Below are 16993 nucleotides of genomic sequence, written 5' to 3'. Positions count from 1 at the left end.
ATCGTCCCCGGCGATACGATGGCCGACGTGACGGAACCTCGACCGGGAATCGCCGAACGGCTTTCGCAGATGATCCAGCTGCCGACCGTGTCGGCCGAGGTCGAGGAGCGCGGAACCGAGCCGTTCGAGTCGTTCGTCGCTCTGATCGCGCAGCTCTACCCGCTCGTCCACGAGCGTCTCGCACTCGAACGGCACACCGATTTCGGGCTGCTCTTCCACTGGACGGGCAGGGACGCCGGCGCTGCGGGGCCGGTCGTGCTGATGGCGCATTATGACGTCGTCCCCGTCGACGAGAGCGACGCATGGACGCATCCCCCGTTCGAGGGCGTCATCGCCGACGGAGTCGTCTACGGTCGTGGTGCTCTCGATGACAAGGGTCCGCTGATCGTCGTGCTCGAGGCGGTCGAGAACCTGCTCGCCGACGGGTTCACCCCCGCACGGGACGTCTACCTGTCGTTCGGGGGCAATGAGGAGACCTTCGGTCGAGCAGCCGAGGAGATCGCCCGCGTCCTGCGCGATCGCGGCATCATCCCGTGGCTCGTGGTGGACGAGGGCGGCGCCGTCGTGGATGCGCCGCTGCCCTTCGTTCCGGGACGGGCGGCGATGATCGGCGTGGGGGAGAAGGGCGTCATGACGCTCACGCTCTCGGCGCGTGGTGAGGGCGGTCACGCCTCGGCACCGCCCGCTCTCACAGCGGTCCGGCGCGTGGCGAGGGCCGTCGATCGGCTCGGCCCCCGCACGTTCCGACCGCGTCCGTCGAAAGCGATCGGAAGGATGCTGTCGCAGCTCGGAGCTCAGACTCCCGGTCCGGCAGGGCATCTGCTCAGGCTGCTCGGCTCCGCCCCGCTGGTCACCGGTCGGCTGTTCACCGCGCTCGGCGGCGAGCCTGCAGCACTCGTGCGCACAACGGTGGCTCCGACCATGCAGTCGGGCGGCACTGCCGCGAACGTCCTGCCGTCGCAGGCCTCGGCGACGGTCAACCTGCGCATCGCGCTGGGTGAGACGACGCAGCAGACGGTGCTGCGGGTGCGTCGGCGCATCCGGGATCCGCTCATCACCGTATCCGTCGAGGAGGCGAGCGAGCCGTCGCCCGAGTCCGCGACCGACAACGCTCAGTTCACGCTGCTCGCCGACGCTCTCGCCGTCTCTCACCCGGGAGTCCCCGCGGTGCCGTACGTGATGATGGCGGCGACGGACTCCCGCCACTTCCACCGTTTCGCCCCCGCCGTCTACCGCTTCGCGCCGCTCGAGATGTCGAACGCACAGCGGGCGTCGATCCACGGCGTCGATGAGAACGTCGAGATCGTCGCGCTCGAGCGGGGGGAGCGGTTCCATCGGGCGCTCCTCGAGCGGCTAGGGTGATCTCACCCCTCCGCGGGCGCTTCGGCGCCCGATCCAGTCCTTTCATCGAGGAGCCGCGATGACGCGCACCCGAACTCTGGGAACCCTCGCCACCGTCGTCGGCTTCCTCGCCTTCGTCGAGTTCACCAGCGGCGTGCTGCAGGGCTACTACACGCCCATGCTCACGGACATCGCGCGGCACCTCGGCATCCACGACGCCGATGTCAACTGGCTCGAGGGCACCCAGCTCATGCTGTCGGCTCTGGTGGTGCCCGCTTTCGCGAAGCTCGGCGACATGGTCGGCCACAGGCGGATGCTGCTCATCTCGACGGCGCTCACCGCCGCGGCGGCGCTCGTCCTGCCCTTCACCGATTCGTTCCCCGTGTTCCTGGTCGGCTGGACGCTGATGGGGTTCTACGTCGTCTGGCTGCCGCTCGAGATCGCGCTCATCTGGTCGCGCTCCCGTCGCATGGAGGGGCGTTCGTCGATCACGGCGAAGGCCGCGGGACTCCTCGTCGCGGCGCTCGAAGGCGGCGCGATCATCGGTGCGCTCGTGGGCGGAGCCCTGATCGATGTCCTGCCCCTGACGGTGGTGCTGCTCATCCCCGCCGTGCTCATCGTCGTGTGCTTCTTCGTGATCCTGTTCGGGGTGAAGGAGTCTCCCGATCCGACCGGCGGTGTCTTCGACACTGTCGGCGTCGTGCTGATCTCGCTCGCGCTGATCTGCTTCACCGGGGGTCTCAGCCTGCTCCGTCTCGAGGGCGGACTCGTCAACCCCTGGTCCTGGGCCGTCGTCGTCCTCGGCCTTCTGCTCGTCATCCCGTTCGTGCTCTGGGAACTGCGCTGCGACGACCCGCTCATCGACGTGCGCATGTTCCGCTCGCCGGCACTCGGCCCGGTCTTCCTCACCGCCGGCCTCTTCGGGGTGAGCGTGCTGGGTGCACAGGCGCCGCTGTCGACATTCGCCCGCACCGACCCCGGTGTCTACGGCTACGGGCTCGGAACCACGGGTTTCGCGACGTCCCTGATCATCGGGCTCTACCTGATCGCGATGATCGCGGGAGCCCTGCTGTTCCCGCTCATCGCTCGTCTGCTGACTCCGCGGATCACCCTGATGGGCGCATCTCTGCTCGTCGGCATCGGCTTCCTGCTGTTCCTTCCGTTCCACGATTCGTACGTGCAGGTGGTGACCAACATGGTCATCGTCGGCCTCGGCTCGGGTGCTCTCGTGGCCGCCCTTCCCGCGGCTGCGGCATCGGCGGCTCCGGCGACCCAGACGGGCGTCGCGACAGGCCTCACGAACTCGGTCAAGACCGTGGGCGGCGCGATCGCCTCGTGCATCTTCGGGATCGCGCTCCTCAACGGCGTGAGCGGGGCGGTCGAAGGCACTGCGGGATCGTTCGCCGGGTACATCACCGTGTGGGTGGTCTGCGGTGTGACCGCGCTGATCGCCGCCGCGATCCTCGTCTTCGTTCCGAAAGAGGCCTTCACCGACCGCACAGATGCCGAGGCCGTCGCCGCACCCGTGGTCTGAGCTGCGGGCGGCCGGCTGCCGGTGTCAGTCGTCAGTCGCGGTCGAGGCCGAATGAGGGCTTGACGACGGCCTGCATGTCGCGGTCGAGTCCGTCGATCCGCGTGTTCACGGCATCGAAGCGGGCGTTCATCTCGCCCCGGAGTCCGCCGATCTGTGCGTTCATCTCCCCGCGCAGCCCGCGGATCTGTGCGTTCATCTCCCCGCGCAGCCCGCCGATCTCCCCGCGCAGCCCGCCGATCTCGGTGCGCACCACGCGGATGAACAACGTCGAGACGACCGTGAGCATGCCGAACATGAGCGCGGTGAAGCACCCGATCATGGTCCAGATCTGAGCGTCGTTCATGAGGTGCACCGTGTCATCCTCGCATCGTTCCAGACGAGGAATCGGAACAGGCGTCGCTGTATACCGCCATCCCGAGCAGTGGGAGGAACTCGTGTTCCGGCCTCGGTGTGCAGGAGAGCCGGGCTCACCCGCCGCAGAGCTCGCGCGTCACTCGGACTCGCGCGGCGGGTTGTGCATGAACTCGATACGGATGCCGTCGGCATCCTCCACGAACGAGGCGTAGTAGCGCTCCGTGTATCGCGGATATTCCTTGGGCTCGCGCACGGCCGACCATCCCGCATCGCGCGCGACGGCGTGAAGGCGGTCGACCTCGTCTCGCGTCGGCACCGAGAAAGCGATGTGCTGCCATCCCACGCGGCCGTGACGATGGGGCCCGGATTCCTCATCCCAGGCGTACAGGATGATCTCGGTCTCGTCGCCGTTGTGCCACGAGATCGAGTGGTCGTCCTCGCCGCCGCTCTGATAGCCGAGGGCCGTCAGCACGGGATGGAACTGCGCGCGACCGCGCTCCAGCTCGTTGACGGTGATGCCCAGGTGATCCAGAAGAGCCATGCGTCCAGTCTTCCAGTCGGCGCCCGGATCGCACTAGTGCGGAGCGTGGTACTCCGCTTCGCCCCGCTTCCAATAGCCCTTGACCACCGCGTTCGCGGAGTCGACGCCCCACCGGCTGAGCAGCGCGCGCCCGGGCTTCACGACCGACTGCTCGGCGGCGATGAACACGAACGGGTCGTCGCCGACCGAATCGTCGGCGGTCAGGCGGTTGAGGAATGCGATGAGGGCGGAGCCTTCGGCGGCGTCGCCACGGTGCAGCCATTCCACGTCGACCGGGGTGTCGATCTCGATCTCCCGGCCGACGGAGGCCGTCTCGATCACGATGCGGGCGGGCACCCCGGCGGGTATCGACGAGGCGAAGCGTCGGATCGCCGGGATGGCGGTCTCGTCTCCGACGAGAAGCCAGGATCCGGGGCTTCCGCTGAGCACGGCCGAACCGCGGGGGCCACCGACTCCGATCGATGCACCCAGCGGAGCGGTCGCGGCCCACGGGGCGCCGACCCCTGCGTCGCCGTGCACCGCGAACTCGACGTCGAGCCAGTCGTCGCCCCAGGCGAGAGGTGTGTACTCGCGACTCGGCGCCTCCCGCATCTGCTCGAGGGACTCCACGGGACCGGACGGGAAGAAGAGGCGCATGTGGTCGTCGGAGCCGGGAGAGTCGAAGCCCTCGAGGTCACTGCCACTGAGCTGGACACGCACGTAGCCAGGGGCCAGCCATTCCCGGGCGGTCAGCGTGACGGTGCGGAAGCGCAGATCGAGGCCGCGGCGCTCGATGGAGAAGCGGGATTTCGTATCGCTCATAAAGTAAGGCTAACCTATCTTGGAGGTGGAGTTAGGGCATCCTAAGTCCGCCGTTCCCGCGCCGTTTCCGCGCACTCATCACCGCAGAACAGGAGTCTCTCCATGTCCATGCCCAGAATCCTCACCGCTACGAGCGTCGGTCTCGTCGGCCTCCTCACCCTCGCCGGCTGCGCCTCCGGCTCCGACGCCGAGCCGGAGGGGACCGCAGCCGCAGCGGACTCGGTCACCGTCGAGGACAACAGCGGATCGCACGAGATCGCCACGCCCCCTGCATCCGTCGTCGCACTGGACAACCGCACGTTCCAGACCCTCTCCGACTGGGGAGTCGAGCTCTCGGCCGGCGCTGTCGCGCTCATGCCGGACACCGTGTCGTACCTCGACGACGAGTCGATCGTCGACATCGGCCTGCACAGCGAGCCCGACCTCGAGGCGATCGTCGCCGTCGAACCCGACCTCATCATCAGCGGCCAGCGATTCACCCAGCACAACGAGGCGATCGCGGAGCTCGTGCCGGACGCCACGATCATCGACCTCGAGCCGCGCGAGGGCGAGCCCTTCGACGAGGAGCTCAAGCGTCAGACCACCGTCCTCGGCGAGATCTTCGGCAAGCAGGACGAGGCGCAGGCGCTCGTCGACGATTTCGACGCGGCCGTCGAGCGGGCCAAGGCCGCATACGACGACGCCGACACCGTCATGGCGGTGAACACCTCCGGCGGCGAGATCGGGTACCTCGCGCCGACCGTCGGGCGCTCGCTCGGACCGATCTACGACATCCTCGGTCTGACGCCGGCGCTCGAGGTCGATGACGCCTCCGACGACCACCAGGGCGACGACATCTCCGTCGAGGCGATCGCCTCCTCCAACCCCGACTGGCTTCTCGTGCTCGACCGCGATGCGGTCTTCGCCGCCGAGACCCCCGACTACGTGCAGGCGTCCGAGATCCTCGAGAGCTCGGAGGCGCTCGCCGGCGTCACTGCCGTCGCTGACGAGCAGATCGTCTACATGCCCACGGACACCTACCTGAACGAGGGCATCCAGACGTACACCACGTTCCTCGAGGACCTCGCCGACGCGCTCGAGGCCGCGCAGAAGTAGGGCCGACCGGCGGCATCCGCTCCGAGCGGATGCCGCCGTCCGGCGTCGCATGATGACCCGCACCCACACCCGCACCGCATCCATCGAGTCGCCCCGTTCCGTCGGGCGGCTCTTCGACGTGAAGCTGCTCGTCGGCATCCTCGTCGTCGTCGCACTCCTCGTCGTGTCGCTCTTCACGGGCGTATACGACATCGCGGGGGCCGCGGACGGCGCGGAGATGTTCCAGATCACCCGCGTGCCGCGCACGATCGCTCTCGTCCTCGCGGGAGCCGCCATGGCGATGGCCGGGCTCGTGATGCAGCTCCTCACCCAGAACCGCTTCGTCGAACCCACGACCACCGGCACGACCGAGTGGGCAGGGCTCGGTCTGCTGACCGTCATGGTGCTGGTGCCGAACCCGTCGATCCCGTTGAGGATGACGGGCGCCATCATCGCCGCCTTCATCGGCACGATGGTCTTCTTCGCATTCCTGCGCCGCGTCTCCCTCCGGTCGTCGCTCATCGTCCCGATCGTCGGGATCATGCTCGGCGCCGTCGTCGGATCGGTGTCGACGTACTTCGCGCTCGTCACCGACTCGCTCCAGGCGATCGGCGTCTGGTTCGCCGGCAGCTTCACCTCGGTGCTCCGCGGGCAGTACGAGATGCTCTGGATCGTGGCGGTCGTCGGGGTCGTCGTCTTCATCGTGGCGGACCGCCTCACGATCGCCGGACTGGGGGAGGAGATCGCCACCAACGTCGGCGTGGACTACAACCGCGTGATCCTGCTCGGGACCGTGCTGATCGCCGTCACCACCGGAGTCGTCACGGTCGTCGTCGGCAACCTCCCGTTCCTCGGACTGATCGTGCCCAACATCGTCTCGATGGTCCGAGGAGACGACCTGCGCAGCAACCTGCCGTGGGTGTGTCTGCTGGGCATCGCGATCGTCACGGTCTGCGACATCATCGGCCGCACGATCATCATGCCGTTCGAGGTCCCGGTCTCGCTGATCCTCGGGATCGTCGGCGCGATCGTCTTCATCCTCCTGCTGCTGAGGCAGCGTCGTCGTGGCTAGCGCACTCGCGGTCGATGCCCGCACCTCCGGATCCTTCACGTCCGCGCATGCGCGCCGTCGCTACGCCCTGGTGCTGGGCGTCCTCATCGTCCTCTCCGCGGCCTTCGCCTTCGCCCTGCTCGCCTGGGACAACCCCATGCCGATCGGATCGCCTGGGTTCTGGCGCATCGCGAAGCTCCGCGTGACGAATGTGACCGTGATGGCAGTGGTCGCGGTGGCGCAGGCGATCGCGACCGTGAGCTTTCAGACGGTCACGAACAACCGCATCATCACGCCGTCGATCATGGGGTTCGAATCGCTCTATCGGGTGGTGCAGACGACTACGGTCTACCTGTTCGGCGTCGCAGGGCTCGTCGCGATCCAGGGCGTCTGGCAGTTCGGCCTGCAGGTCGTCATCATGGTGGGGCTCGCGATGGCGCTCTATGGATGGCTGCTGTCGGGGCGCTACGGAAACCTCCAGATCATGCTCCTGATCGGGATCATCATCGGCGGCGGACTCGGGGCGATCTCGACCTTCATGCAGCGGCTGCTCACACCGAGCGAGTTCGACGTGCTGGCGGCTCGCCTCTTCGGCAACGTCTCCAACGCGGACGCGTCCTACCTGCCGCTCGCGATTCCGCTGTGCGTCGCCGCATCCGCGCTGCTGTGGCTGCGGGCACGGCGGCTGAATCTCCTCGCGCTCGGACCCGACGTGTCGCGCTCGCTCGGACTCGACCACAAGCGTGAGCTCTATGCCGTGCTCTTCCTCGTCGCCGTGCTGATGGCGACCTCCACCGCGCTGGTGGGCCCGATGACGTTCCTCGGCTTTCTCGTCGCGACCCTCGCGTACCAGTTCGCCGATACATACGACCACCGGCTCATCTTCCCGGTGGCGGTGCTCACCGCCTTCACGATCCTCGCCGGGGCGTACTTCGTCATGAAGAACGTCTTCTACGCGCAGGGCATGGTGTCGATCCTCATCGAACTCGTCGGAGGAACCGTGTTCCTCGTCGTCATCCTCAGAAAGGGCAGGCTGTGATCACACTCGACGGCGTCCGCCGCGACTACAGCGACCAGGTCGCGATCGGCCCTGTGGACCTCCGGATCCCCTCCGGCGGCATCACGGCACTGATCGGTCCGAACGGCGCGGGAAAGTCGACTCTGCTGACGATGATCGGCCGGCTCGGCGGCATGGACGCCGGAGCGATCGAGATCGCCGGATACGACGTGGCGACCACGAAGTCGAAGGATCTCGCCAAGATCGTCTCGGTGCTGCGGCAGGAGAACCACTTCGTCACCCGTCTCACCGTGCGCCAGCTGGTGGGCTTCGGGCGCTTCCCGCATTCGAAGGGCCGGCTGACGCGCGCCGACGAGGAGCTCATCAGCAGAGCGATCGACTTCCTCGATCTCGGGGACCTCGAAGGTCGATACCTGGACGAGCTCTCCGGCGGCCAGCGACAGCGAGCCTACGTCGCCATGGTCCTGGCGCAGGACACCGAGTTCGTGCTGCTCGACGAGCCACTCAACAACCTCGACATGAAGCACGCCGTGCAGATGATGAAGCACCTGCGCCGGGCGTCGGAGGAGCTGGGGCGCACGATCGTCATCGTGCTGCATGACATCAACTTCGCGGGGCACTACGCCGACCACATCTGCGCCATGAAGGACGGAGCCGTCATCGAGTTCGGGTCGCCCGCCGAGATCATGACCGGCGACGTGCTCACCCGGGTGTTCGATACGCCCGTGCGGGTGGTAGAGGGGCCGTCCGGTCCGTTGGCGGTCTACTACTGACGCTCAGAGCTCGACGCCGTGGTCCTCGTCGTTGACGCCGGTGTTGTGGCCGCGCCGGGACTCGTAGCCGATGAACCAGCCGAGCCAGACGATCGCGGCGAGCAGGATGCCGAGCCAGACGTTCTGGAAGATCAGGCCGATCACGACACCGACGATGAGCAGCCCTGCCGTGACGGAGAAGCGGAGTGCGTTGCGGGACATGGCCTCAGCCTAGGGGCGATCCGCGCCGTGCGGCAGGGTCAGCGACTCCGATGATCTTCGGGGGAGAGCCGCGGCCCACGACGGGGTTCGCTCACCCTGCTCGCGAAGATGAGGCGGATCACTCGCTGCCGGTGGCCGGCCCACGGGGCGAGCAGCTCGAGCATCCCGTCGTCATCCGTGCGGTGGCCCGTGAGGGCATAGCCGACCTGATGGGCCAGGTGGTAGTCCCCGACGCTCACGGCGTCAGGATCGCCGAGGGCTCTGATGCGGGTCTCGGCCGAGGTCCAGATGCCGACGCCCGGCAAGCTCGTCAGCACGCGATCGCGCTCCTCGCCGGCGGGGGCGGCCAGAAGTGCGCGCGAGACGCTCTCAGCGCGCTCGGCGGCGCGCACGACGGTCTTCGACTGCGGCGGCTGCACCGCGACCCGGTGCCAGTCCCACGACGGGATGCGGCGCCACTGCGCGGCGGTGGGGGCGGTGTACATCGGCCTCGGGGTGGGACCGGGTGCGCGCTCGCCGAACTTCGTGACGAGCTGTCTCCATGCACGGAACGCCTCGAGGCCGGTCACCTTCTGCTCGATGATCGCGCACGCGAGAGCGTCGAACACGACGCCCGTGCGAGCCAGGCGGATGCCGACCGACCGGCGTGCGACGTCGGCGATCAGCGGATGATGGGAGGGATCGAAGCCGGTGGGGTCGTCGTTCGCGCCGCACAGCTCCGGGACGCTGTCGAGCGCGTGCTCCGCTCCGTCGCCCCACGCCGTGGCGATGATCTCGTCGCCGCGGGCGCGCAGCGCGAGTGCGGCAGGACCGAGCGGCGTTCGCAGCGTGCGCCAGATCACCGGGCCGTCGAACACCATGGTCGGGTCGCCGGGCCCCCGTCGCAGCATGCCCACCGTCGCGCGGAGATCGACGGGTGCGGCCGGCCGATACACGGTCTCGCGCGGCGCGCCGCGGGAGGCCGCATCGGCGGCTCCGGCATCCGCGGTCAGGGTCATGCGCCCACCATACGTGGCGGGGCTGACACTCGGATCAGAAGCGGTCGGGCGAGGGCGTTCCGTGGCCGTAGCGGATGACGACGTCGGCGTGCCGGTCGAAGCGGTAGCCGATGCCGCGCACGGTGCGGACGATGTCCTCGTAGCGGCCGAGCTTCGCGCGCAGACGCCGCACGTGCACGTCGATCGTGCGCTCGCCGGGAGTCTCGTCGTCCTGCGCCTGCCAGAGCGCGGAGACCAGCTCGCTGCGCTCGATCGTCCGTCCTTCACGGAGCACGAGGTACTGCAGCAGCTCGAACTCCTTGTAGGTGAACGCCGCGGACTCGCCGTCGATCAGCACGCGCTTGCGCGAGATGTCGACCACGACGCCGCCTTCTTCGTCGGTCGCCTCCTCTTCGGCAGCGGCCTTGGTGCGTGCGATCGCACCCGGCTCGTGCAGTGCGAGACGGACGACGTCGAGGTCGCGGCCGCCGGAGCCGTGCGGGGCCAGGGCGACGGTGGCGTGCGTCTCGGCACCCGGTGCGAGCTCGGCGAGGGTGCGGCGCAGAGCGTCGACCAGGAGCGGGAGGCTGACGCCGGCTTCGGCCGCCTTGATCTCGTCGAGACCGACGTAGAGGGCGAATCCTCGCGGCGAGCGGACGGCGGGAAGATCTGCATCGAGCGGTGCGGCGGGCTCCGACGAGACGGTGCGGACGGCGGTGGCGGCGGCGGGACGCTCGAGAAGTGCGATGTTCGACATGATGATGTAGTCCTCAGGACGTGAGCCGGAAGAAGGCTCTGATGCGTTGCATGAATGACCGGGCGAGCCGGGAAGCGAGCACGGGGTGGGTGCTCGGAGACCAGTCCTCGCAGATCGCGAGAAGTCAGGTCAGACGGAGTGGCTGTTCGTTCAGCGACACATTCGGCAACACATGCCAACGCGACCGGGCATCATCATCCCGGCAGTCCTGTTCGCCTCCTGGGCGGACAAAGGGCTTGCGTTGGTAGTCATGGGGGGATTATGTCGGAAGAAGTCCGCGCGTGTCAAAACGGCCGCCGGCCGGGGAGCGAGGCGTAACGTGGAGAAGGTGACCACTTCGACCCTCGCTGCCGGCTTCATCCTCACTGATGAGAAGGACGCCTCGCGGTACACGCTGACGCGCGACGGGCAGCTCGTCAGCGTGCTCGACTATCGCGACGACGGGAACACGATCGCCCTGACGCGAGCCTTCACCATCCCGACTTTCCGCGGCCACGGCTACGCGGGCGTCGTCGTGGAGGGAGCGGTCGCCGAGATCGAGGAGCGCGGAGATCGCAAGGTCGACGCCGTGTGCTGGTATGTCGCCGACTGGTTCCAGGCGCATCCCGAGCACGCGTCTCTGCTGCGCTCGCGCTGACGCATCGACGTGTGACGCTGTGTTACGCGGCGTCATTCCTCCGGTAATATGGATGCTCTGCTCAGCCCCGTCGGCTGAGGTGGTCAGGCGCTGACGCGCGCTGGTCCGAGGCTCGAAACCTCCGGCATCGTCCCCGACACCGGAGGTTCTTCCATGTCATCGTCCCTGCGCGCCCGCCCCCAGACACGGTGGTGGGCGCTCGTCGTCATCTCCCTCACGCAGCTGATCGTCGTCCTCGACGGCACCATCGTCAGCATCGCCCTGCCGCAGGCGCAGGCATCGCTCGGTCTGAGCGACGGCCAGCGTCAGTGGGTGGTCACGGCCTACGCCCTCGCCTTCGGCGCGCTGCTTCTGCTCGGAGGACGCATCGCCGACTACCTCGGTCGCAAGCGCACCTTCATGATCGGGATGGTGGGCTTCGGCGCGGCGTCCCTGTTCGGCGGCCTCGCGCAGTCCGGCTGGGAGCTGATCCTCGCGCGCGGCCTCCAGGGGGTCTTCGCCGCGCTCCTCGCTCCCGCCGCCCTCGCTCTCCTCACCGTGACCTTCCCCTCCGGGAAGGAGCGCAACACGGCGTTCGCCGTCTTCGGGACGGTCGCAGGAACAGGAGCGGCCGTCGGTCTGCTCCTGGGCGGATTCCTCACGGAGTTCACCGATTGGCGCTGGTGCCTGCTCGTCAACCTGTTCTTCGTCGCGATCGGACTGATCGGCGGAGCGCTCTTCCTGACGGAGAGCAGGGCGGACGGCGACAACCGCTACGACGTCTGGGGCGCGATCACCGTGACCCTCGGTCTCGGCTCCCTCGTCTACGGGTTCAGCCTCGCCGAGAACGGCTGGGGCGACCCGCTCACCATCACCTTCCTCGTGCTCGGAGTCGTGCTGCTCGCCGCGTTCGTCTGGGTCGAGAGCCGCGTGGCCCAGCCGCTCCTTCCGCTGCGGGTCGTCGCGGACCGGGTCAGGGGTGGTGCGTTCCTGATCCAGGGCGTGGCCGGAGCGATCATGATCGGCGCGACGCTCTACCTGACCTTCCACCTGCAGTTCGTGCTCGGGATGGGCGCGCTTCAGGCGGGCGCGGCGACCCTGCCGCTGCCGATCGCCACGATGATCATCGCCCCGATCGCGACCAAGCTGCTCGGAGTGATCGGACCGCGGCCGATGATGATCGTCGGACCGCTCATCGCCGCGGCGGGTCTGTTCCTGTTGTCGGGCATCACCCCGGACGGCGCCTACCTGGTGCAGATCGCCCCGGCGCTCGTGCTGCTCGGCGTCGGCATGGGCTTCGTCTTCATCCCGCTGCAGAACCTCGCTCTCACCGGAGTGGCTCCGCACGACGCGGGCATCGCGTCGGCAGTCGCCAACTCGGCCATGCAGATCGGCGGATCGATCGGCCTGTCGGTGTTCACAGCCGTGTACGCCGCGTCGGTCGGAGGGCACGCCCAGGCGGATCTCGACCCCGGGCAGTTGACCGACGCTTACGGCTGGGTCTTCATCGTCGCGTCGATCCTCATGCTCGTCGCCGCCGTGATCGCCGCGGTGATGGTGCGGGGCACGAAGGACGAGCTGATGCCGGCGCAGCCGGGACTGGCCGTCGCTGCGCACTGACGTCGTCGTGGCGTCCTCTCTCGGCCGGATCGCGGAGATCTCGATGCGGGGAACGGGCGCCACGGCACGCCTCGGACCGAATGTCGGTGGGGGTTCGTAGCGTGTGAGTATGCGAATCCTGCACACCTCCGACTGGCACATCGGCCGCACCTTCCATGGCAACTCGACCATGGACGCGCTGGCCGAGGTGCTCGGGGCGCTCACGGCGCAGGTTCGCGACCACGCGGTCGACGTCGTCATCGTCGCCGGCGACGTGTTCGACTCGGCGACCCCCGCCGGCCCCGCGTACACGCTTCTCGGTGACGCTCTCGTGGCGCTGCACGAGACGGGGGCCCGTGTGATCGTCACGAGCGGCAACCACGACTCCGCCGCGCGGCTGGGGTTCCAGGCGCGACTGCTGCGTGACGGCATCCATGTGCTGACCGACCCCCTCGCGATCGGCACTCCGGTGACACTGACAGACGCCGACGGCCCCGTGCACTTCTTCGGCATCCCCTACCTCGAGCCCGCCATCGTCCGACAGCACTGGAACGGGGCCGAACTGCGCACGCAGGCTCAGACGCTGGCGCACGCCATGGACCTCGTACGGGTCGGTATGAATGAACACCCCGGCCGGTCCGTCGCGATCGCCCACTGCTTCTCCGCCGGGGTCGACGCCACGGTGGGCCTCGAGCGCGAGGTCCGGCAGGGCGGTCTCGACGTCGTGCCGTTGACCGTGTTCGACGGTCCCGACTACGTCGCCCTCGGTCACATCCACGGGCGCCAGCAGATCAGCGAGCGCGTGCGCTACTCGGGCGCCCCCCTGCATTACAGCTTCGGCGAGCAGAACAAGCCGCGCGGGTCCTGGCTGGTCGAGCTCGACGCGACCGGACTGGCATCGGTCGAGTGGCTCGAGCTCCCCGTGCCTCGCCGTCTCGTCACGCTCACGGGCACCCTCGAGGAGATCCTGTCGACCGAGAACGTCGCCGCCCACGCGGAGGACTGGGTCTGCGCGGTCTACACCGACGCGCTCGCCCAGACAGAGCCGATGCGCCGACTCCGTGAGCGGTATCCGCACTGCGCGATGGTGCAGCATCAGCCGTCCCAGACCTCGGAGACGATCGAGCGGTCGTACGTCGAGAGATTGCAGGGTGCCGTGACCGATCCTGAACGGATCGAGGCCTTCCTCGAGCACGTCCGCTCAGGACACGGGGCGACCGAGCGCGAGGCCGAGCTGATCCGCGAGGTGCTCGATGACCGCGTTCGTGCAGAAGCCCTCGTCTAGTCCGGTGGCCGCTCGACGCGAAGACTCTCCGACAGCGAAGGAGGCGCTCTGATGCAGCTGCACCTCCTCGAGGTCGAGGGCTTCGGGCCGTTCCGCGATCGTCAGGTCGTCGACTTCGACGCCTTCGCAGACGACGGCATCTTCCTGATCGCCGGTCGCACGGGAGCAGGCAAATCCAGCATCCTCGATGCGGTCTGCTTCGCTCTCTACGGTGGGGTGCCACGGTACGAGGGTGGCGAGAAGCGACTGCGCAGCGACCACTGCGAGCCCGACGACGTCACCGAGGTCGTCGTCGAGTTCAGCACTCCGGCAGGCCGATACCGGGTCACACGTTCGCCCGAGTACGAGCGGCCCAAGAAGCGTGGCGGCGGGATGACGGTGCAGTCGGCAGCCGTGCATCTCGACACGCTGGTCGGCGGCGAGTGGATCGGACTCGCTGCGAAGGAACGCGAGGCAGCCTACGAACTCGACGAGATCCTGCAGCTCAGCCGTGAGCAGTTCCTGCAGGTGATCCTGCTCGCGCAGAACCGCTTCTCGGAGTTCCTGCTCGCCGGCAGTCGTGAGCGGCAGGCGCTGCTGCGGCGGCTGTTCGGCACCGAGCGGTTCGAGGACGTGCAGACGCGTTTCGACGAGCGACGCAAGGCGGCGGAGCGGTCACTCGGAGCCCGTCTCGCCACCGTGTCAGCCCGCCTCGACGAAGGCGAGCGACTGGTCGACAACGCCGACCTCGGGCATGACAGCGACGCGCAGGGAGGCGACACCGCATCGAGTGAGGCGGAGTCCCTCGTGATGACGACGGACGAGCGTCTCGACCGTCTGCGTCGCGCTCAGGCTCGAGCGGACTACCGCGCCGAGCGTCGCGCGGCGGAGCGTGTCGACGCCGAGAAGGAGTCGGATGCCGCGGATGCGGCGCTCGCGACGCTGCGAGACGAGCAGAGGGCGCAGATCGAGCGCGATCGTGCCAGGGCAGCGCTCGATCGTCTCGAGGCCGAGGAGCATCGGATCGCGGACGCGCGGACGGAACTGCACGAGGCTCGGACTGCGGAGCTTCTTCGGGGCCCGATCACGGCCGCGGCGACGGCGTCTTCTGCGCTCGATGCGTCGATCGAAGCCGAGAAGCGCGCACGCGCCGTGTGGGCGGCTCACGACATCGTCACGGACGATCTCGCGGAATGGGCGGCTGAGCGCACCAGGCAGACGGGCACGTGGCAGCGGGCGGCGGAACTGGAGGGTTCCGCGTCCGCTCTCGACGCCGAACTCACCGCGGCCGCGGATGCCGTGGCGGCGGCGACCGCGCGGATCGAGGCCGCGGAGGCCGATCGCCTCGCTCTTCCGGGACAGCTCGAACAGCTCACTCTGGACCGCGACGCCGCGAGGCAGCGTGCCGATCGCGTCGCGGATCTGGCTGCAGCGCGAGATGGTGCCGCCGTGCGGCATGCGGCGGCGCTCGAGGCGGAACGCCTCCGCGTCGCGCACGGCGGCGCGGAGCGAGAGCTCGCTGAGGCCAGCGCCGCGCTCGCCGCGGCCCAGACGGCGCTGGCTCAGCTCAGACAGCGGCGCCTCGACGGCATCGCGGGAGAGCTGGCGGCTTCCCTGCAGGACGACGACGCGTGTCCGGTATGCGGATCCCCCGAGCATCCCGCTCCCGCCGTGCACACGGATCCGGTGTCCGCCGACGACGTCGACGAAGCCGAGACCGAGCGCGACATCATCGCCCGGCGTGAGCGGGACGCCGCCGAGCACGTGTCCGCGCTGCGTGCGGATCTCGCCGCCGCAGTCACCCGGGCCGACGGCCGAGCAGCCGATGAGGCGGCCACAGAGTTGCACGACGCGACCGCCGCACACGCGGAGAGCGTCGAGGCCTCGCACGAGCGGACGAGGCTCGAACAGCGGCGCGACGCCCTGATCGAACGCATCCGGCAGCTCGAGATCGATCGCGAACGTGACTCCGCCGCGCTGGCCGCAGCCCGCGAGGAGCACTCGCTCGTGGCTCAGCGCATGGCCGAGGCGCGTCAGGCGATCGCCGACGCGAAAGGACCGTTCGACTCCGTGGCAGCGCGGCTCGCTGCGACGCTCGATGAAGTTCAGGCTGCTCTCGCGCTGGTCGAGGCGTCGGCCGAACGTGAGCGCAGAGCAGAGGCGGCGACCGCGGCGATGCTCGAGCGGGACGCCGCACTCGCCGCCTCCGAGTTTCCCGACGTGGCCGCTGTCGAGCGGGCGCTGCGCTCCGCCGCTTCCCAGGCGGCGCTCGAGAGCCGGATCACGCAGCATGCCGTGCTCAGAGAGAAGGAGCGCGCGATCCTCCTCGACCTCGAACTGCGCACGCTGCCCGAGGAGCCGATCGATCTCGATCCCGCCGAGCTGAGGTCCCTCGCCGCTCGGCAGCGCTGGTCGGCAGCGGTCGACGAAGCCGGGCGAGCTGCCGCCGTGGCGGAGCAGCTCGCAGCACTCATCGAGGCCGCCGCCGCCGAGCACGCGCGCACCGCGGAGGACGCCGCCGAGTACGAAGTCCTGCAGAACCTGGCCGACACCATCGCCGGGCGCGGTGCGAACACGCGAAAGATGACCCTCGAGACGTTCGTGCTGGCCGCGGAGCTCGAGGAGATCGTCGAGGCGGCCAATCGACGCCTCGGTGACATGTCGACCGGGCGCTACCAACTGCGTCACTCCGACGCGCTCGCCGCGCGCGGCGCGGCATCCGGGCTCGGGATCGTCGTGTTCGACGCATTCACCGGCCAGACGAGGCCAGCGCAGTCCCTGTCAGGAGGCGAGACGTTCCTGAGTTCGCTCGCCCTCGCTCTCGGACTCGCCGAGGTGGTCACGGCGCGAGCCGGCGGCATCCGTCTCGACACCCTCTTCATCGACGAGGGGTTCGGATCCCTCGACGGCGACACGCTCGACGTCGCTATGCGCACCCTCGACGAGCTCCGACAGGGCGGTCGCACCGTCGGGGTGATCAGCCACGTCGAGGCGATGCAGGAGCAGATCCCCGCGCAGCTCTCCGTACGCGCGACGCCGAACGGGCCGAGCGTCATCGAGACTCGCTGAGACCCCGCACCGACGCGGTGCGT

General features: G+C 68.8%; 16 protein-coding genes. 10 read left to right on the top strand and 6 right to left on the bottom strand.

The features are described from left to right. The first annotated feature begins 18 nt into the window (after positions 1-18). The gene (locus LQZ85_RS11080; RefSeq protein WP_056277041.1) at positions 19-1362 is read left to right on the top strand and encodes a M20/M25/M40 family metallo-hydrolase; all 1344 of its coding nucleotides are present in this window, start codon (positions 19-21) and stop codon (positions 1360-1362) included. 58 nt (positions 1363-1420) lie between these two features. Then, complete coding sequence (locus LQZ85_RS11075) at positions 1421-2875, top strand: MFS transporter (protein ID WP_056277045.1); 1455 nt, start codon at positions 1421-1423, stop codon at positions 2873-2875. Positions 2876-2906: 31 nt separating this feature from the next. Here LQZ85_RS11075 and LQZ85_RS11070 read toward each other — a convergent pair whose 3' ends face one another. The 3 genes from LQZ85_RS11070 to LQZ85_RS11060 form a co-directional block, all read right to left on the bottom strand. Then, positions 2907-3218 (bottom strand): hypothetical protein, encoded by a 312-nt coding sequence (locus LQZ85_RS11070; protein WP_230100888.1) that lies wholly within the window; start codon positions 3216-3218, stop codon positions 2907-2909. Positions 3219-3365: 147 nt separating this feature from the next. Further along, complete coding sequence (locus tag LQZ85_RS11065) at positions 3366-3770, bottom strand: VOC family protein (RefSeq protein ID WP_056277047.1); 405 nt, start codon at positions 3768-3770, stop codon at positions 3366-3368. Between the two features lie 33 nt (positions 3771-3803). Continuing rightward, complete coding sequence (locus tag LQZ85_RS11060; RefSeq protein WP_056277052.1) at positions 3804-4571, bottom strand: siderophore-interacting protein; 768 nt, start codon at positions 4569-4571, stop codon at positions 3804-3806. Between the two features lie 102 nt (positions 4572-4673). Here LQZ85_RS11060 and LQZ85_RS11055 point away from each other — a divergent pair, with 102 nt between their 5' ends. The 4 genes from LQZ85_RS11055 to LQZ85_RS11040 are packed head-to-tail and all read left to right on the top strand — an operon-like array spanning position 4674 to position 8487. Then, complete coding sequence (locus tag LQZ85_RS11055; RefSeq protein ID WP_056277055.1) at positions 4674-5666, top strand: ABC transporter substrate-binding protein; 993 nt, start codon at positions 4674-4676, stop codon at positions 5664-5666. 52 nt (positions 5667-5718) lie between these two features. Beyond that, positions 5719-6717 (top strand): iron chelate uptake ABC transporter family permease subunit, encoded by a 999-nt coding sequence (locus tag LQZ85_RS11050; protein ID WP_056277730.1) that lies wholly within the window; start codon positions 5719-5721, stop codon positions 6715-6717. Further along, positions 6710-7735 carry an iron chelate uptake ABC transporter family permease subunit gene (locus LQZ85_RS11045; protein WP_056277058.1) on the top strand — a complete coding sequence of 342 codons (1026 nt, stop codon included), beginning with the start codon at positions 6710-6712 and terminating at the stop codon, positions 7733-7735. Before LQZ85_RS11050 ends, LQZ85_RS11045 begins: the two co-directional genes overlap by 8 nt. Next, on the top strand, positions 7732-8487 hold the full coding sequence (locus LQZ85_RS11040) for an ATP-binding cassette domain-containing protein (RefSeq protein WP_053098831.1): 756 nt from the start codon (positions 7732-7734) through the stop codon (positions 8485-8487). Before LQZ85_RS11045 ends, LQZ85_RS11040 begins: the two co-directional genes overlap by 4 nt. 3 nt (positions 8488-8490) lie before the next feature. On the opposite strand, the gene LQZ85_RS11035 is transcribed toward LQZ85_RS11040, so the two are convergent. Genes LQZ85_RS11035 through LQZ85_RS11025 form a run of 3 tightly spaced genes read right to left on the bottom strand, consistent with a single transcriptional unit; the run spans position 8491 to position 10422 of the window. Beyond that, the gene (locus LQZ85_RS11035; protein WP_053098832.1) at positions 8491-8688 is read right to left on the bottom strand and encodes a hypothetical protein; all 198 of its coding nucleotides are present in this window, start codon (positions 8686-8688) and stop codon (positions 8491-8493) included. 38 nt (positions 8689-8726) lie between these two features. Further along, entirely contained in the window at positions 8727-9686 is a 960-nt protein-coding gene (locus tag LQZ85_RS11030) for a hypothetical protein (RefSeq protein WP_056277061.1), read from the bottom strand. A 34-nt stretch (positions 9687-9720) separates the two neighbouring features. Continuing rightward, a complete protein-coding gene (locus LQZ85_RS11025) occupies positions 9721-10422 on the bottom strand; it encodes a winged helix-turn-helix domain-containing protein (protein ID WP_053098834.1) in 702 nt (233 codons plus the stop codon). 328 nt (positions 10423-10750) lie between these two features. On the opposite strand from LQZ85_RS11025, the gene LQZ85_RS11020 reads away from it, so the two are divergent. The 4 genes from LQZ85_RS11020 (at position 10751) to LQZ85_RS11005 (ending at position 16970) form a co-directional block, all read left to right on the top strand. Beyond that, entirely contained in the window at positions 10751-11059 is a 309-nt protein-coding gene (locus LQZ85_RS11020; RefSeq protein ID WP_053099389.1) for a GNAT family N-acetyltransferase, read from the top strand. A 153-nt stretch (positions 11060-11212) separates the two neighbouring features. After that, positions 11213-12658, top strand: a complete 1446-nt coding sequence (locus LQZ85_RS11015) for an MFS transporter (protein ID WP_056277063.1) — start codon at positions 11213-11215, stop codon at positions 12656-12658. A gap of 109 nt (positions 12659-12767) precedes the next feature. Further along, the gene (locus LQZ85_RS11010) at positions 12768-13922 is read left to right on the top strand and encodes an exonuclease SbcCD subunit D (protein ID WP_053098836.1); all 1155 of its coding nucleotides are present in this window, start codon (positions 12768-12770) and stop codon (positions 13920-13922) included. A 51-nt stretch (positions 13923-13973) separates the two neighbouring features. After that, positions 13974-16970 carry an SMC family ATPase gene (locus tag LQZ85_RS11005; protein WP_056277068.1) on the top strand — a complete coding sequence of 999 codons (2997 nt, stop codon included), beginning with the start codon at positions 13974-13976 and terminating at the stop codon, positions 16968-16970. Positions 16971-16993 lie beyond the last annotated feature (23 nt).

Source organism: Microbacterium sp. Bi98 (assembly GCF_918698045.1).
In the GTDB taxonomy this organism is placed as follows: Bacteria; Actinomycetota; Actinomycetes; order Actinomycetales; family Microbacteriaceae; genus Microbacterium.
The sequence above is the reverse complement of the archived record's forward strand: the minus strand, read 5'-3'. Positions and strand labels throughout refer to the sequence as shown.

Excerpts from the sequence above, each read along its gene's own strand:
- LQZ85_RS11080 (WP_056277041.1), top strand. The coding sequence starts at position 19 with ATGGCCGACGTGACGGAACCTCGACCGGGAATCGCCGAACGGCTTTCG.
- LQZ85_RS11075 (WP_056277045.1), top strand. The coding sequence starts at position 1,421 with ATGACGCGCACCCGAACTCTGGGAACCCTCGCCACCGTCGTCGGCTTC.
- LQZ85_RS11070 (WP_230100888.1), bottom strand. The coding sequence starts at position 3,218 with ATGAACGACGCTCAGATCTGGACCATGATCGGGTGCTTCACCGCGCTC.
- LQZ85_RS11065 (WP_056277047.1), bottom strand. The coding sequence starts at position 3,770 with ATGGCTCTTCTGGATCACCTGGGCATCACCGTCAACGAGCTGGAGCGC.
- LQZ85_RS11060 (WP_056277052.1), bottom strand. The coding sequence starts at position 4,571 with ATGAGCGATACGAAATCCCGCTTCTCCATCGAGCGCCGCGGCCTCGAT.
- LQZ85_RS11055 (WP_056277055.1), top strand. The coding sequence starts at position 4,674 with ATGTCCATGCCCAGAATCCTCACCGCTACGAGCGTCGGTCTCGTCGGC.
- LQZ85_RS11050 (WP_056277730.1), top strand. The coding sequence starts at position 5,719 with ATGACCCGCACCCACACCCGCACCGCATCCATCGAGTCGCCCCGTTCC.
- LQZ85_RS11035 (WP_053098832.1), bottom strand. The coding sequence starts at position 8,688 with ATGTCCCGCAACGCACTCCGCTTCTCCGTCACGGCAGGGCTGCTCATC.
- LQZ85_RS11030 (WP_056277061.1), bottom strand. The coding sequence starts at position 9,686 with ATGACCCTGACCGCGGATGCCGGAGCCGCCGATGCGGCCTCCCGCGGC.
- LQZ85_RS11025 (WP_053098834.1), bottom strand. The coding sequence starts at position 10,422 with ATGTCGAACATCGCACTTCTCGAGCGTCCCGCCGCCGCCACCGCCGTC.
- LQZ85_RS11015 (WP_056277063.1), top strand. The coding sequence starts at position 11,213 with ATGTCATCGTCCCTGCGCGCCCGCCCCCAGACACGGTGGTGGGCGCTC.
- LQZ85_RS11010 (WP_053098836.1), top strand. The coding sequence starts at position 12,768 with ATGCGAATCCTGCACACCTCCGACTGGCACATCGGCCGCACCTTCCAT.
- LQZ85_RS11005 (WP_056277068.1), top strand. The coding sequence starts at position 13,974 with ATGCAGCTGCACCTCCTCGAGGTCGAGGGCTTCGGGCCGTTCCGCGAT.